Annotated in this window: 10 protein-coding genes; 7 read left to right on the top strand and 3 right to left on the bottom strand. The window is 57.5% G+C overall.

Features of this window, described 5'->3' with window-relative positions; all coding sequences use genetic code 11:
- Positions 1-174: 174 nt before the first annotated feature.
- The gene (gene yegD / locus OWK27_RS10655) at positions 175-1,527 is read right to left on the bottom strand and encodes a molecular chaperone (protein WP_267590364.1); all 1,353 of its coding nucleotides are present in this window, start codon (positions 1,525-1,527) and stop codon (positions 175-177) included.
- 130 nt (positions 1,528-1,657) lie between these two features.
- On the opposite strand from yegD, the gene alkA reads away from it, so the two are divergent.
- Positions 1,658-2,530, top strand: coding sequence for a DNA-3-methyladenine glycosylase 2 (gene alkA / locus OWK27_RS10650; RefSeq protein ID WP_148418248.1), 873 nt, complete (start codon positions 1,658-1,660; stop codon positions 2,528-2,530).
- Here alkA and OWK27_RS10645 read toward each other — a convergent pair.
- Positions 2,495-5,824: a diguanylate cyclase gene (locus tag OWK27_RS10645; RefSeq protein ID WP_267590363.1), complete on the bottom strand. Its 3,330-nt coding sequence runs from the start codon at positions 5,822-5,824 to the stop codon at positions 2,495-2,497. The genes alkA and OWK27_RS10645 overlap by 36 nt on opposite strands.
- 342 nt (positions 5,825-6,166) lie before the next feature.
- Here OWK27_RS10645 and udk point away from each other — a divergent pair, with 342 nt between their 5' ends.
- From udk to asmA, 3 genes are all read left to right on the top strand, one after another.
- Entirely contained in the window at positions 6,167-6,808 is a 642-nt protein-coding gene (gene udk, locus OWK27_RS10640) for a uridine kinase (RefSeq protein ID WP_148418246.1), read from the top strand.
- Between the two features lie 91 nt (positions 6,809-6,899).
- Complete coding sequence (gene dcd, locus OWK27_RS10635; RefSeq protein ID WP_006811250.1) at positions 6,900-7,481, top strand: dCTP deaminase; 582 nt, start codon at positions 6,900-6,902, stop codon at positions 7,479-7,481.
- Between the two features lie 23 nt (positions 7,482-7,504).
- Positions 7,505-9,355, top strand: a complete 1,851-nt coding sequence (asmA, locus tag OWK27_RS10630; protein WP_267590362.1) for an outer membrane assembly protein AsmA — start codon at positions 7,505-7,507, stop codon at positions 9,353-9,355.
- A gap of 90 nt (positions 9,356-9,445) precedes the next feature.
- Here the strand turns inward: asmA and OWK27_RS10625 are convergent, their stop codons facing one another.
- Entirely contained in the window at positions 9,446-11,029 is a 1,584-nt protein-coding gene (locus OWK27_RS10625) for a TerC family protein (protein ID WP_148418294.1), read from the bottom strand.
- Between the two features lie 693 nt (positions 11,030-11,722).
- On the opposite strand from OWK27_RS10625, the gene OWK27_RS10620 reads away from it, so the two are divergent.
- From OWK27_RS10620 to wzc, 3 genes are read left to right on the top strand one after another with little or no spacing between them, the layout of a single operon-like run.
- The gene (locus tag OWK27_RS10620) at positions 11,723-12,859 is read left to right on the top strand and encodes a polysaccharide export protein (RefSeq protein ID WP_267590361.1); all 1,137 of its coding nucleotides are present in this window, start codon (positions 11,723-11,725) and stop codon (positions 12,857-12,859) included.
- A 6-nt stretch (positions 12,860-12,865) separates the two neighbouring features.
- Positions 12,866-13,309 (top strand): low molecular weight protein-tyrosine-phosphatase Wzb, encoded by a 444-nt coding sequence (wzb, locus tag OWK27_RS10615; protein WP_148418243.1) that lies wholly within the window; start codon positions 12,866-12,868, stop codon positions 13,307-13,309.
- Positions 13,310-13,311: 2 nt separating this feature from the next.
- Complete coding sequence (gene wzc, locus OWK27_RS10610; protein ID WP_176609931.1) at positions 13,312-15,474, top strand: tyrosine-protein kinase Wzc; 2,163 nt, start codon at positions 13,312-13,314, stop codon at positions 15,472-15,474.
- Positions 15,475-15,595 lie beyond the last annotated feature (121 nt).

The following is a 15,595-nucleotide window of genomic DNA, read 5'->3' as shown; positions in this document are numbered from 1 at the left end:
GTACGTAATGACATGGTATCTCTCGCATCCCAGGGCATAAGCGACTCCATAAACGGGTTCTTATGCCTTAGTTGTAAGTGTCTACCATGTCCCCGAACAAGTGTTCACTATGTCCCCGGACCGTACAGTGGGAGAGGGTCGGGGGTGAGGGCACCAGACCGCACCGCAGCAGCACTACCTAAACATCACCTGCGCCCAGCGGGCCAGTCCTGCCGTAACGGAGCCAAAGTCATCGCCACCGGCAATCGGAATGCCCGGCAGCTGTTCCGCCAGCGCTTTTTTGATAAGCGGTGAACGGGCGCTACCGCCGGTCAGGTAGATAACATCCGGCTTCACCTTGCCGTTCTCCAGCGTCAGCTGTACCTGCTCCAGAATGCGCTGCAGCGGCTGGGCGAGCGCCAGCTCCAGACCGTCCTGGGTGATAGCCGTCGCCAGATCGTCGCTGATGAACGGCAGCGAAGCGGTATGCTCAGGACGATCGGAAAGGGCAATTTTGCTCTCTTCGGCAGTACGTACCACGCGGTAGCTCAGACGCTGACGCCACACCTTATACAGCAGCGCGACCTTCTCCGCATCCTGCGCGTCGCGCACCAGATCGTTCAGGAAACGGCCGTTGGCGGTGCTGTAAAAATCACTCTGTGCGGGCACGTCGTTAATCGCGATGGCGTTCCACCACGGCAGGATCGGCAGGGCGATCCCTTTTTCGGTCTGTCCACCCATGCCGAGCAGCGGCATCAGGCTCTTGAACGCTAGGGCGATATCCAGATCGTTACCGCCCACGCGGCAGCCGCTGTGCCCCAGCAGGCTGTTTTCGCGATCGCGGCGGTGGTGCCACTGCGGCCCCATCAGCAGCAGCGAGCAGTCGGTGGTACCGCCGCCGATGTCCACAACCAGCACGCGTTTTTCTTCCGCCAGCGTGGCTTCAAAATCCAGCCCCGCGGCAACCGGCTCATACTGGAACACCACGTCGCGAAAGCCTGCCCGGTGCGCCGCGCGCTCGAGGATCCCCTGCGCCTGCCGGTTAGCCTCGTCGCCACCCAGCCCCTGGAAGTTGATTGGGCGACCAATCACGGCCTGGGTGATGGCGTCCGGCACCTGTGACTGGGCCTGATTGCGGATGTGTAGCATCATGGCGCACACCAGGTCTTCGAACATCGCGACCTGCTGCGGCTTCAGCCCGCTGGCGCCCAGGAAGGATTTAGGCGATTTAACGAAGTAAACTTCTTCCGGATCCTCGATGTAGTGCCCGAGGGAGGAGAGGCCGAACTGCACGCTGGACGGCGTAACCTCAATATCTTCTTCCCGGTTGAAGCTGACGGCCCGACGCAGAAGCGCCTGCGATTCAGCCGCCGTGGCCGGCACCTGATGGTGGCGGAACAGCCACTCGCTTACCGCTTCGCGCGTGGGCGCACAGAGCATGGAGGGCAGCAGCGCACTGCCGTTTTCCATTTTCAGGAGCTGCGGTTGTCCGTTTTGCATGATGGCAACCGAGCAGTTTGCGGTGCCGTAGTCGAATCCAATAAACACGATAAATCCCCATGCCGGTGAGAAGGGGCGAGACTTTAGCGAAATGTCTGCCAGGCGACAACAGGAATATGAAAGCAAGGCGCATCGCGGTCTTTCGGTTTATGCTGAGGTGAACAAAAAAGGAGAGACGATGTACACCCTGAACTGGCAACCCCCCTACGACTGGCAGTGGATGTTTGGCTTTCTTGCGGCGCGTGCGGTCACGGGGGTGGAGACCGTTACGGACGATTACTACGAGCGGAGCTTCGGCTACGAGGGGCATCAGGGCGTTTTTCGCGTCACGCCGGACTGCGCAACCCATACCCTGGCCGTGACGCTAAGCCCGGGCCTGATCCCGGTGGCGGAAACATGTCTTGACCGCATTGCCCGCCTGTTCGATCTCGCCTGCGATCCGCAGCGGATAGCGCAGACACTCGGCGAGCTCGGTGCGGCACGTCCGGGGCTACGTTTGCCGGGCGCCGTGGATGCCTGGGAGCAGGGCGTGCGCGCCATTCTCGGCCAGCTGGTGAGCGTGGCGATGGCGGCAAAGCTGGCGTCACGGGTGGTGGCGCTGTGCGGCGAACCAATTGCGGACGCGCCGGGGTATCTCTGCTTTCCTTCGCCAGAGGCGGTCGCTGCTGCGGATCCGCTGGCGCTTAAGGCCCTCGGGATGCCGCTGAAGCGTGCGGAGTCGCTGATTCATCTGGCGCAGTCGGTAGTGGACGGTGACTTTCCGCTCTTCCCGCCTGCGGATATCGAGGCCGGGTTGAAGGCTTTACAGCAGCGGCCAGGCATCGGGCGCTGGACCGCCAGCTATCTGGCCCTGCGCGGCTGGCAGGCGAAAGATGTTTTTCTGCCGGATGATTACCTGATTAAGCAGCGTTTTGCCGGAATGACGCCTGCGCAGATCCGTCGCTATGCCGAACGCTGGCAGCCGTGGCGCTCGTATGCGCTGTTGCATATCTGGTATACCGACGGCTGGTCGCCGTCAGTTGATGGCGAAATAGCTGGTGTTAAGCAGTAGATCGAGCGGCTGCGCTTCCCCGATGGTATCGCCGAAGATATAGTCAATGCCGATGCCTGACAGCGTGTCCATCATGATCGACTGGTTACACGGCCCGGCAATGGTTTTTAGCCCCAGACGCTGGGCGTGACCCTGAACGATCGTTACCATCATCTCGTCCATCAGGTTGCCGTGAACGTTCGTCACTACGTCCGCATCCAGCAGCAGATAGTCTGCGGTGCTGGCGCTGAGGCGGCTGAAAACGTTGATATCGCGCCCCACGCGGGTTAACACCACCCGACAGCCGGCGTGACGAAGCTTTTGCAGGCCCTGCTGCACGTTTTCGTCCGCATTGCTCAGCACGTCGACGGATATCATCAGATGCAGCAGACGCGCCGGCAGCGGACCGCGTGCAATCAGGTCGAGCAGTTCGTCCACCAGCGTAACGCTGGCTAAACCTGCTTCTGAAAGTGGCAGCGCGACGCCCATCCCTTTCGCCGCCACCTGCGCGGCATGGGTGCGGAAAAAGTCGCTGAAAATACGCCGGTCCAGGGCGTGCAGCAGCTCCGGCTCCGCCAGCCCCGAGCGGAAGGCGTGCTCTTCCAGCACTTCGCCCTGGCTGGTCCACAGGCGCATTGAGAGCAGCCAGAAGCTGCTGCTCTCGGGCACGCGCGGCGAGGCAACGCTGCGCGCGATCATCAACAGATGATTATCCTTGATCGTGTGCCACTGCTCGTCCAGCGACATCATGCTGCGCATGCTGTGGATCCGCTCCTGCTGGGGTTCATACACGGTGACGACGCCGCGTCCGCTGTTTTTCGAGGCGTAACAGGCGATGTCGGCCTGCGACATCACTTCCGCGGCCAGACGATTGTTATCGTCAATCAGCGTAATACCTGCGCTGGCGCCGATGCGGTGCAGGCGTCCCTCCCAGGAAAAATGGTAGTTGTTGATAGCGTCGATCAGCCGGCCCGCAATATAACGCGCGCTTTCGACGTTGCAGTCCGGGAGCAGCAGGCCAAACTCGTCGCCCCCCAGGCGCGCCAGCACGTCGCTGGAGCGCAGCATCGTCAGCATTAGCGAAGACAGCTCGCGCAGGAGGGCGTCGCCTGCCGCGTGGCCTGCCGTATCGTTCACGGCCTTAAAGCGGTCAAGGTCGATAAAGACCAGCGCGTGGCGCTGATGCGTCTCGTGTACCGTCTGCAGCAGGCGCTTAAGGTGGTTTTCGAAACTTACGCGGTTCGCCAGCCGGGTGAGGGCGTCATGGGAGGCGCTGTAGCTCAGCTGGCGCAGCATTTTGCGCGACTCGGTCACGTCCTGAATCACCAGCACCGAGCCGATATTGTGACCGTCCAGGGTGCTCAGCGGCGTGATGCTGTAATGAATGTCGAAGCTGCCGCCGTTCCGGCAGTTAAGCACCACGTCCTGCTCGATATCGGTACGGGACATATCCCCGCTGTGGATGTTCTCCATCAGCGGGCCATTCTCGCCGAAGGTAATGTGCAGCACCTTCAGCACGGGCTGACCCAGCGCGTCGTTTTGCGTCCAGCCGCTCATCTTCTCGGCGACCGGGTTCATAAAGGTGACGTTCATGTCGATGTCGGTGCAGAGCACCGCTTCGCCGATGGAGTCGAGGGTAATGTGCAGACGCTCTTTTTCCTGGAACAGCGCCTCGTTAAGCTGCTTCACCTCGGTCATGTCCATATTGATGCCCAGCAGGCGTTCCACCTGGCCGTGTTTATTCAGCACCCGGTTTGCCAGCGAACGAATGTGGCGAATGCCTCCCTTAACGCGGATGCGAAACTCCAGCTTGAAGGGCACCCTCGCCTGGAGGGACTCGCGCAGCACCTGTTCGGCGTTGGTGCGATCTTCCGGCACGATGGCGTCATGCCAGAGCTGCCAGGTGGGCTTGATATGCGAAGGGATCTCGTACAGCTCAAACATGCGCTTATCCCAGCTGATCACGTCCGGCTCCAGGTCCCATTCCCAGATGCCAATCCCACCGGCTTCGTTGGCGAGCGTGATGCGCTCCATCAGGCGCTTATTCACCCACTCGGTCTGTTTCAGGTCGTTGATGTCTTCTATCTGGGCAATAAAGTAGAGCGGCGTGCCGTCGGCATGGCGAACAACGGAGACGGCCAGCAGCGCCCAGACCACCTCGCCGTTGCGGGTATAGTAGCGCTTTTCGAGGCTGTAGCTGTTGATCTCTCCGTTGATCAGCTGTCCCAGCTGTTCCAGGTCAGTATGTAAATCCTCGGGCCAGGTTAGCTGCTGAAACGTGAGCGACTGGAGCTCCGTCTGGCTGTAGCCGAGAAAATTGCAAAGCGCCTTGTTGGCCTGAAGCCACTGGCCCTCAATCCCCACCAGCGCCATACCAATCGCGGAATACTCCATCGCGTTACGAAAACGTTCTTCACTTTCCGTAATGTGTTTACGCTCGGCGCGAAAGGCATACATCACCATCGTCATCACGTTGGCCGGCAGCAGCATCATCAGGAAGGGAAGCCACGGCGCGTTGAAGGTCACCATCATGTTTGACGGCGTCATGGAGGGCGGGTTTCGCACCATCATCAGGGATACCATCATGATGGTGAATAAAAATATCAGGAACGCTTCCATTCGCGGCAGGCGTACCGCGCTCCACATCAGCAAAACGATGATGCAGGTGAACGGCCACGGCAGCCAGGTGATGGCCGTCCAGCTCAGGGCCAGGGTGATGACCAGGGTCACCAGCGTTTCCAGCAGCAGCCTCGGATTGCGGTGACGCAGCAGGTAATGCGGCTTAAACAGCAGGCCTAACGGTACCAGCGCCAGCGCGCCGATGGCTTCTGAAAGTACCCAGAACAGAAAATTGCGCAGCGGCTCCGGGCCCGGCACCAGAAAATGAACCAGAACGCCGCCCACCAGCGGCGGCACCAGGGCGCTGCCGACGGCAAGGCGGATCCAGTCGTTGAGGTTTTGCAGCGGGTTATACCAGGGGAGCAGCTTACGCAGCAACACCGCACCAATACAGGCCTCAATAATATTGATCGCCGTGTAGGTTAGGTTGATGGCGTCCCATGAAAAGAGCATCCACGAGGCAAAAATATTGCCAAAGGAGCAGGCGAGGGCGATGCCGGGCCACATTTTTCCCGCATGGCGGTAAAACGCCACCATCATAATGGAGGTCGGGAACCACAGCGGTGCCAGCAGCGACCCGAAGCGGGTCAGCTCAAGGGAGAACAGGGTAAAAATGAACGTGACGAGACCCAGACAGACAAGTCGCAGTAAAGGATGTGGGGTAGTAACCAAAACCCGCTGGTATTGTTTATTCATTACCGCTCTATCCAGGGACGCCGTGTTGTCAGGAGCCAGGTCCGGACGCGTGAAATCATTAATTTGGTTTATGCTAGTACAAACATTTTACAATTCATATGCTGAGCGCTCAGATTTTGACTTCATAGACTTATAAAATAGTTACTCTGCGAAGAAAGGGGATCAAATGTCGAAAAAGCGATCGTAAAAATTTCGCTCAGGGCGTGAAGCGGCACTTTTCAGCCCGCCTCGCATAACCTGCGCATTCGACTGGTATCACGCCCCCGAAATCCCTATAATTGCCGCGTTTGACGCTCCGGCGTCGTCCTTCCTTACATCCAGGTTAATCAGGTCGCTAAATTTATGACTGATAAGTCTCATCAGTGCGTCATCATAGGCATCGCCGGCGCATCGGCTTCAGGTAAAAGTCTTATTGCCAGTACGCTTTATCGTGAACTGCGTGAACAGGTAGGTGATGAGCATATCGGTGTTATTCCCGAAGACAGCTATTACAAAGATCAATCCCATCTTTCGATGGAAGAGCGCGTAAAAACCAACTATGACCACCCCAGTGCAATGGATCACAGCCTGCTGTTCCAGCATCTGGAAGCGCTGAAGCGCGGCGAGGCCATTGAACTGCCCGTCTACAGCTACGTAGAACATACCCGCACCCGAGAAACGATCCGCATCGAGCCGAAAAAGGTCATTATCCTTGAAGGGATTTTGCTGCTCACCGACGCCCGCCTGCGCGAATCAATGAACTTCTCGATTTTCGTCGACACCCCTCTGGATATCTGCCTGATGCGTCGTATCAAACGCGACGTTAACGAACGCGGCCGCTCCATGGACTCCGTGATGGCGCAATATCAAAAGACCGTTCGCCCGATGTTCCTGCAGTTTATTGAGCCTTCGAAACAGTACGCCGATATTATCGTGCCTCGCGGCGGTAAAAACCGTATTGCAATTGATATCTTAAAAGCGAAAATCAGTCAGTTTTTTGAATAAGCCGTGTGAATTGTGTACCGTTCAGAGATAACCTGGTTTTGCCCTGAGCCCGTAAGGCTTCAGGGCGCGATGCACGAAAGGAGAAAGTGCCATGCGTCTTTGTGACCGCGATATAGAAGCCTGGCTGGATGAAGGCCGTCTGTCCATCACCCCGCGTCCGCCGGTTGAGCGTATTAACGGCGTGACCGTTGACGTGCGTCTGGGGAATAAATTCCGCACCTTCAGCGGCCACACGGCACCGTTTATCGACCTGAGCGGTCCGAAAGACGAAGTCAGCGCGGCGCTGGATCGCGTCATGAGCGACGAAATCGTCATCGAAGAAGGAGAGGCGTTTTATCTCCATCCGGGTGAGCTGGCGCTGGCGGTGACCTTTGAATCCGTCACCCTGCCTGCGGATTTGGTGGGCTGGCTTGACGGACGTTCATCGCTGGCGCGCCTGGGCCTGATGGTGCACGTCACCGCGCACCGTATCGATCCGGGCTGGTCGGGCCGAATCGTGCTGGAGTTCTTTAATGCCGGTAAACTGCCGCTGGCCCTGCGTCCCGGGATGATGATCGGTGCGCTGAGCTTTGAACCGCTGACAGGCCCGGCAGACCGTCCTTATAACCGCCGCCAGGACGCAAAATATCGCGACCAGCAGGGTGCGGTTGCCAGTCGTATCGATAAAGACTGATTTGTAAGTTCACTGAGGAAGCCATGAGAAGAGTTCTGACGACGCTGATGATTTTGCTGGTGGTGCTGGTGGCTGGCCTTTCAGCGTTAGTTCTGCTGGTTAATCCGAATGACTTCCGTGCTTATATGGTGCGGCAGGTTGAAGCGCGCAGCGGTTATGAACTCAAGCTGGACGGGCCGCTGCGCTGGCACGTCTGGCCTCAGCTCAGCATTCTCTCAGGACGCATGTCGCTCACCGCACCGGGGGCCGCGCAGCCGCTGGTCACGGCGGACAATATGCGTCTTGATGTCTCACTCATTCCGCTTCTGTCGCATCAGCTTCAGGTGGATCAGGTGATGCTGAAAGGGGCGGTGATTCAGCTTACCCCCCAGACCGAGGCCGTTCGCCAGGCGGATGCGCCGGTCGCGCCGCGTGAAAACACCCTGCCTGACGTTCCCTCCGATACCGGCTGGTCGTTTGACATTGCTAATCTGAAAGTGGCTGACAGCGTGCTGGTTTTCCAGCACGAGGACGACGAACAGATCACCGTACGCAATATCAATCTCAAAATGGAGCAGGACGCCAGCCATAACGCCACCATGGAGTTCTCCGGGCGCATCAACCGCAACCAGCGGGATCTCAACCTGTCGATAAACGCCAACGTGAACGCGTCTGACTACCCGCACCAGCTGACGGCGGACGTTCAGCAGCTGAGCTGGCAGCTCACCGGAGCAGACTTACCGACGAAAGGGATTGCCGGAAAGGGCACCATGCAGGCGGTGTGGCACGAAGAGCGCAAGCAGCTGGAGCTGAACGCGCTCAACCTCCAGGCCAACGACAGTAGCCTGAAGGGACAGGCGAGCGTCACGCTTGCAGAGAAACCCAGTTGGGTGCTGGATCTGCAATTTGACAGGCTGAACCTGGAGAACCTGCTTGCGCCTCAGCCGGTTAACGCGTCCGATGGCTCCGTCACCCAGGTGGGCCAAAGCCAGGCAACGCAGTCGCGTCCGGTGATCTCCTCGAATCTCGATCGGCCTGACTACAACGGCCTGCGCGGGTTTACCGCCGATATTCTGCTGAAGGCCAATACCGTGCGCTGGCGCGGCATTGATTTTACCGACGTCAGCAGCCAGATGTTTAACCGCAATGGCCTGCTGGTTATCTCCGACCTCAGCGGAAAAATGGGGGCCGGGAGCCTTTCGCTGCCGGGCACCCTGGACGTGCGCAGCGACGTTGCCAGCGCCGCGTTCCAGCCGCGTCTGGAAAACGTCGAGATTGGCACGATCCTGAAGGCCTTTAACTATCCGATTGCCCTTACGGGGCAGCTGACGCTGGCGGGGGATTTCTCCGGCACGAAGATTGATGCTGACGCCTTCCGCCGCAGCTGGCAGGGTAAGGCGCACGTGGAGCTAAAAGACTCGCGCATGGAGGGGCTGAACTTCCAGCAGCTGGTGCAGCAGGCGGTGGAGCGCAGCAGCAGCGTGAAGGCGAACGAGAACTACGACAGCGCAACCCGTCTCGACAGCTTTACCAGCGAGCTGGCGCTCGACAACGGTCAGCTAACGCTGGATGGGATGCAGGGGACCTCGTCTCTGCTGGCGCTGACCGGGAACGGAGCGCTGGATCTGGTTAAAGAGACGGCGGACACCCACTTCAAGGTGCGCGTGATGGCCGGCTGGGAAGGTGAAGGAGAGCTTGTCGATTTCCTGAAAGAGACGCCGATCCCGCTGAGCGTTTACGGGAAATGGCAGGAGCTGAACTACAGCCTGCAGGTCGACCAGATCCTGCGTAAGCATCTTCAGGATGAAGCGAAACGTCGTCTGAATGACTGGGCGGACCGTAATAAAGAGTCTCAGTCCGGCAAGGACGTGAAAAAGCTGCTGGATAAGCTTTGATGTTTGTTGTGCCGGGCGGCGGCTTCGCCTTTCCCGGCCTGCAAATCCACGCTTCAAAAGGCCGGGTATGCGCAGCGCTACCCGGCTTTTTTACACCTCAAAATCCGCTTCATCCGCAGCGTGCAGCGGTATCAGCTGAACCTTCTGCACGCGATGGCTCTCCACCTGCAGCGTTTTGATCGTGTAATCCCCCACCTGTACTTCTTCCCCCGGCTGCGGAATGCGTTGCAGATGCTCCATAAGCAAACCGGCGATGGTGTGGTATTCGCGCTTCTCGTCCAGAGGAAGCGGGACGAACTGCACCAGATCCTCAAGCGGCATGTGGCCGTTCGCGGTCCAGCTACCGTCGGCGTTCTTCTGGATATCGTGGCGGGCGTCGATCTCATCAACTTCATTGGGCAGATTGCCGGCAATGGTTTCCATGACGTCGCTGAGCGTCACCAGTCCTTCCACCGATCCAAATTCATCCACCACAAACGCGAAGTGGGTACGCGCGTTGCGGAACTGCTCCAGCGCGGAGAGTAACGGCAGCGCTTCCGGGAAAACCAGCGGCTGGCGCACCAGCGCGCGCAGGTTGAGCGGCTCGCCGTGAAGCTGCTGCTGCAGCAGGTCGATCACGTGCACCACGCCCAGCAGCTCTTCTTCCTCTTCCCCGCCGGTAACCACCACGCGGGTGTGCTGGTTTTTATCCAGCAGCGCGCGGATCTGCTCTTCGGGTGCCGTCAGGTCAACGTGCTCAATGTCGTGGCGGGAGGTCATGATGCTGCTGACCGAGCGCTGGTTAAGGTTAAGCACGCGCTCAATCATGCGCCGCTCCTGCGGGTTGAATATCTGTCCGTCGCTGTGATCGGCAAGCATCGCAGCAGATTCGGCGTCCAGCTCGGCATCCTCTTTTTTGCCGCTCAGCAGGCGCATGACCGTATCTGCGGTGCGCTGGCGCAGCGTCTGGTTCGCCGAAAGGAAACGGCGGCGGTTGAATATGGCCAGCTGGTTCAGGAACTCAATCAGCACCGAGAAGCCAATTGCGGCGTACAGATACCCTTTCGGAATATGGAATCCAAATCCGTCGGCCACCAGGCTAAAGCCAATCATCAGCAGGAAGCTCAGGCACAGGATCACGATGGTCGGGTGGCTGTTCACAAACCGCGTCAGGGCTTTACTCGCCAGCACCATCAGGGTGATGGCGATGATAACGGCGGCCATCATGACGGCCAGGTGGTCCACCATCCCGACGGCGGTGATCACGGAGTCGAGAGAGAAGACGGCGTCCAGCACCACAATTTGCGCCACCACCGGCCAGAATTTTGCGCCGCGTCGCTGGGTGGGATTTTCGCTGTCTTTACCCTCCAGTCGCTCGTTAAGCTCTACCGTGGCTTTGAACAGCAGGAATAACCCGCCGAACAGCATTATCAGGTCGCGGGCGCTAAAGCTCATGCTCTGCACGCTGAACAGGGGTTTGGTCAGCGTAACCAGCCAGGATATCGAGGCGAGCAGCAGCAGGCGCATCACCATGGCGAGCAGCAGGCCCGTCACGCGCGCGCGGTCGCGCTGCGAGGGAGGCAATTTATCGGCAAGGATGGCGATAAACACCAGGTTATCAATGCCGAGCACTAATTCAATGACGACCAGCGTCACCAGCCCGGCCCAGATCGATGGATCGGCAATCCATTCCATAGTAAACACAATACCTTCTGTTATATGACTAATGTCACACTTCGATCATGGATAAAGCCGAGGGAAATTGCAATGCCGGGCTGAGATTTCTCTTAATGCTGCCTCAAGGTAAAACCGAATTTGCCCATGGTGTAAATAAGTTAATTGCGAAGATTTAATTACGAAGAACGATATTTAGGATATATCGCAATGAATGGTTTTGGCGTCTGTTTTGTCAATATAAAGAAAATCCGAAAACCTCAAAACTTTGCTATTAATATTAATCTTAAAAAACAATATTAGGACGGTTGTCTCCTTGCCTGCTATTAGGTTAGCTGCAACAATTCTCCCAGCATCAAATGTTAAATTTCCTTGTTGCTATTTTAGTTTTGGCCTTTTGCGAGGTTTATTCTTTATCGGCCGCGTGTTCGAAGTGGCTGATATATTTTGCAAATGGCCTTGATTAAGAGGGTGTCTATCCATAAAGCATTGTTTAGTCAGTGGATTGGTAACTGAAAGCCAAGGGCGGTAGCGTGCCTGAAAGCGTGTGAATCAGCCTCAATTATTCTGTCAATAGCCAATGGATGAATAAGCTTTTTTTAGGACTGATGCCAGTTAAATTGCTAAATGATTAACTGCATTCTGATTGTCACCACGACCCGCGCTTATTTAAATTGCACAGGATAATTACTCTGCCAAAGTGATAAATAATCAATGATGAAATCCAAAATGAAATTGATGCCATTATTGGTGTCTGTGACCTTGATGAGTGGTTGCACGGTCTTTCCCGGCAGCAATATGTCAACAATGGGCAAGGATGTGATTAAGCAGCAGGACGCTGATTTTGATCTCGACAAAATGGTGAATGTGTATCCATTAACCCCACGGCTGGTGGAACAATTACGCCCACGTCCAAATGTTGCTCAGCCAAATATGTCTCTGGACCAGGAAATTGCGTCTTATCAGTACCGCGTAGGTCCCGGCGACGTGATTAACGTCACCGTCTGGGATCACCCGGAACTGACCACCCCTGCGGGCCAGTACCGCAGCTCAAGCGACACCGGTAACTGGGTACAGTCCGATGGCAGCATGTTCTATCCCTACATTGGCAAAGTGCATGTTGCGGGCAAAACGCTTGCTGAGATCCGTAGTGATATTACCGGCCGCTTAGCGCAGTACATTGCTGACCCGCAGGTGGACGTTAATATCGCCGCGTTTCGATCCCAGAAAGCCTATATCTCCGGCCAGGTCAATAAGTCCGGTCAGCAGGCCATTACCAACGTACCGCTCACGGTACTGGATGCGATCAACGCCGCGGGCGGTTTAACCGACGGCGCCGACTGGCGCAACGTGGTGCTCACCCACAACGGTAAAGAGCAGCGCATCTCCCTCCAGGCGCTGATGCAAAACGGCGACCTGACCCAGAACCGCCTGCTCTATCCGGGCGACATTCTGTACGTGCCGCGCAACGACGATCTGAAAGTGTTCGTGATGGGTGAAGTGAAGAAACAGAGCACCCTCAAGATGGACTTCAGCGGTATGACCCTGACCGAAGCGCTGGGCAATGCGGAAGGCATCGATCTGACCGCCTCCAACGCCAGCGGTATCTTCGTGATCCGTCCGATCAAGGGCGAGAATGCGAAAGGCAAGATTGCCAACATCTACCAGCTGGATATGTCCGACGCGACGTCCCTGGTCATGGCTACGGCGTTCCGCCTGCAGCCGTACGATGTGGTCTATGTCACCACCGCGCCGGTTGCCCGCTGGAACCGTCTGATCAACCAGTTGCTGCCTACCATCAGTGGCGTTCGCTACATGACGGATACGGCGAGCGACATTCATACCTGGTAAGCCGCGATGTTTAACAAAATTCTGGTGGTGTGCGTGGGGAACATTTGCCGTTCCCCCACGGCTGAAAGGCTGCTGAAAAATTACCAGCCTGGGTTAACGGTCGACTCCGCAGGGCTGGGGGCGCTGGTTGGTAAAGGCGCCGACGAGCGCGCCTCAAGCGTAGCCCTCGAACATAACCTCTCACTCGACGGGCACGTTGCCCGTCAGGTCTCTGGCCGGATGTGCCGGGAATATGACCTGATCCTCGCGATGGAAAAACGCCACATTCACGCGCTGTGCGATATCGCACCGGAGATGCGCGGCAAGGTGATGCTGTTTGGTCACTGGGACGGTGAGCGCGAAATTCCCGATCCGTATCGCAAGAGCCGCGAGGCCTTTGAGGCGGTATACACCTTACTAGACCAGTCTGCCCGCCAGTGGGCGCAGGCACTGAAAGCTCAGCAGGGATAACAATGACAGAAAAAACAAAAGCTTCTGCCGCCCCGACGTCGGGCAGTGATGAAATTGATATCGGTCGCCTGGTCGGCACCGTTATTGAAGCGAAATGGTGGGTGCTGGGTATTACCGCCGTCTTTGCCGTGGCGGCGGTCATATATACGCTGTTCGCGACGCCAATCTACAGCGCCGACGCGCTGGTGCAGATTGAACAAAACACCGGTAACTCGCTGGTTCAGGATATCGGCTCGGCGCTGGCCAACAAGCCACCGGCATCGGAAGCCGAAATTCAGCTGATCCAGTCGCGCCTGGTGCTGGGCAAAACGGTTCACGATCTGGGGCTGGATATTGCGGTTACGAAAAACACCTTCCCGGTGTTTGGTGCAGGCTGGGATCGCCTGATGGGGCGCAGTAACGATACGGTAAAAGTCACCGACTTCGTGATACCAAAAGGGGCAGGGGACCAGGTCTTTACCCTTACCGTGCTGGGGCCAAAACAGTATCAGTTGACCAGCGACGCGGGCTTCAGCGCGCGCGGTGAAGTGGGGCAGATGCTGACCAAAGACGGCGTCAGCTTCAGGGTAGGCGCCATCAACGCGCACGAGGGCGGCGAGTTTACGGTTACTAAATTCTCTACCCTCGGGATGATCAACAACCTGCAAAACAACCTCACCGTCACCGAAAACGGCAAGGACACCGGTGTTCTGAGCATGACCTTCACCGGTGAAGATAAGGACAAAATCCGCGACATCCTGAACAGCATCACCCGCAACTACCTTGAGCAAAATATTGAGCGCAAGTCTGCGGAAGCGGCGAAAAGCCTGGCGTTCCTCAGCAAACAGCTGCCGGAAGTGCGCGCGCGTCTGGACGACGCCGAGAACAAGCTGAACGCTTACCGTCAGGATAAAGACTCCGTCGACCTGCCGCTGGAGGCGAAATCGGTTCTCGACTCAATGGTCAATATTGATGCGCAGCTGAACGAGCTGACCTTCAAAGAGGCGGAAATTTCCAAGCTCTACACCAAACGTCACCCGGCTTACCGCACGCTGCTGGAGAAACGTCGTACCCTGGAAGAAGAAAAAGCGAAGCTGAACGACCGCGTAACCGCGATGCCGAAGACGCAGCAGGAAATCGTGCGCCTGACGCGTGATGTGGAATCCGGCCAGCAGGTCTACATGCAGCTGCTGAACAAACAGCAGGAGCTGAAAATCACCGAGGCCAGCACCGTCGGCGACGTGCGTATCGTTGACCCGGCGATCACCCAGCCTGGCGTGCTGAAGCCGAAGAAAGCGCTGATTATCCTCGGCAGCATTATTCTGGGCCTGATGCTCTCTATCGTCGGCGTGCTGCTGCGCTCCCTGTTCAACCGCGGTATCGAAAGCCCGCAGGTGCTGGAAGAGAACGGCATCAGCGTTTACGCGAGCATTCCGCTCTCCGAGTGGCAGAAGTCCCGTGACAGCGTCAAAACCGTCAAGGGCGTTAAGCGCTACAAGCAGAGCCAACTGCTGGCCGTGGGTAACCCGACCGACCTGGCGATTGAAGCGGTACGCAGCCTGCGTACCAGCCTCCACTTCGCCATGATGCAGGCCAAAAACAACGTTCTGATGATGACCGGCGTTAGCCCGTCAATTGGTAAAACCTTCGTCTGTGCCAACCTGGCGGCGGTGGTGAGCCAGACCAACAAGCGCGTGCTGCTGATCGACTGCGATATGCGTAAGGGCTACACCCACGAGCTGCTGGGCACCAACAACGTTAACGGCCTGTCGGAGATCCTGCTCGGTAAAGGGGAAATCAGCGAGAGCGCCAAGCCGACCTCGATTCCGAAATTTGACCTGATCCCGCGCGGCCAGGTACCGCCGAACCCGTCTGAACTGCTGATGAGCGAGCGCTTCACGCAGCTGATTGAGTGGGCGAGCAAAAATTATGACCTGGTGCTGATCGATACGCCGCCGATTCTGGCCGTGACCGATGCCGCCGTGGTCGGACGCCACGCGGGCACCACGCTGATGGTCGCACGCTACGCGGTGAACACCCTGAAGGAAGTGGAAACCAGCCTGAGCCGCTTCGAGCAGAACGGTATTGAGGTGAAGGGGGTGATCCTGAACTCCATCTTCCGCCGCGCGACGGGCTATCAGGATTACGGTTATTACGAGTACGAATATAAGTCTGACAGTAAATAACAAAACACACCCCACACCCCTCACCCTAACCCTCTCCCCTGAAGGGAGAGGGGACTGTTCGGTGCGGCCTTTCACCCTCTCCCCCGTGGGGAGAGGGCCGGGGTGAGGGGTAGGAGGAAAA

This window comes from Enterobacter cloacae complex sp. 2022EL-00788, from assembly GCF_026627565.1.
Taxonomy (GTDB): domain Bacteria; phylum Pseudomonadota; class Gammaproteobacteria; order Enterobacterales; family Enterobacteriaceae; genus Enterobacter; species Enterobacter pasteurii.
The sequence above is the reverse complement of the archived record's forward strand: the minus strand, read 5'-3'. Positions and strand labels throughout refer to the sequence as shown.

Coding starts and splice junctions, on each gene's coding strand:
- wzc (WP_176609931.1), top strand. CDS start 13,312: ATGACAGAAAAAACAAAAGCTTCTGCCGCCCCGACGTCGGGCAGTGAT.
- udk (WP_148418246.1), top strand. CDS start 6,167: ATGACTGATAAGTCTCATCAGTGCGTCATCATAGGCATCGCCGGCGCA.
- asmA (WP_267590362.1), top strand. CDS start 7,505: ATGAGAAGAGTTCTGACGACGCTGATGATTTTGCTGGTGGTGCTGGTG.
- OWK27_RS10620 (WP_267590361.1), top strand. CDS start 11,723: ATGATGAAATCCAAAATGAAATTGATGCCATTATTGGTGTCTGTGACC.
- dcd (WP_006811250.1), top strand. CDS start 6,900: ATGCGTCTTTGTGACCGCGATATAGAAGCCTGGCTGGATGAAGGCCGT.
- OWK27_RS10625 (WP_148418294.1), bottom strand. CDS start 11,029: ATGGAATGGATTGCCGATCCATCGATCTGGGCCGGGCTGGTGACGCTG.
- wzb (WP_148418243.1), top strand. CDS start 12,866: ATGTTTAACAAAATTCTGGTGGTGTGCGTGGGGAACATTTGCCGTTCC.
- alkA (WP_148418248.1), top strand. CDS start 1,658: ATGTACACCCTGAACTGGCAACCCCCCTACGACTGGCAGTGGATGTTT.
- OWK27_RS10645 (WP_267590363.1), bottom strand. CDS start 5,824: ATGAATAAACAATACCAGCGGGTTTTGGTTACTACCCCACATCCTTTA.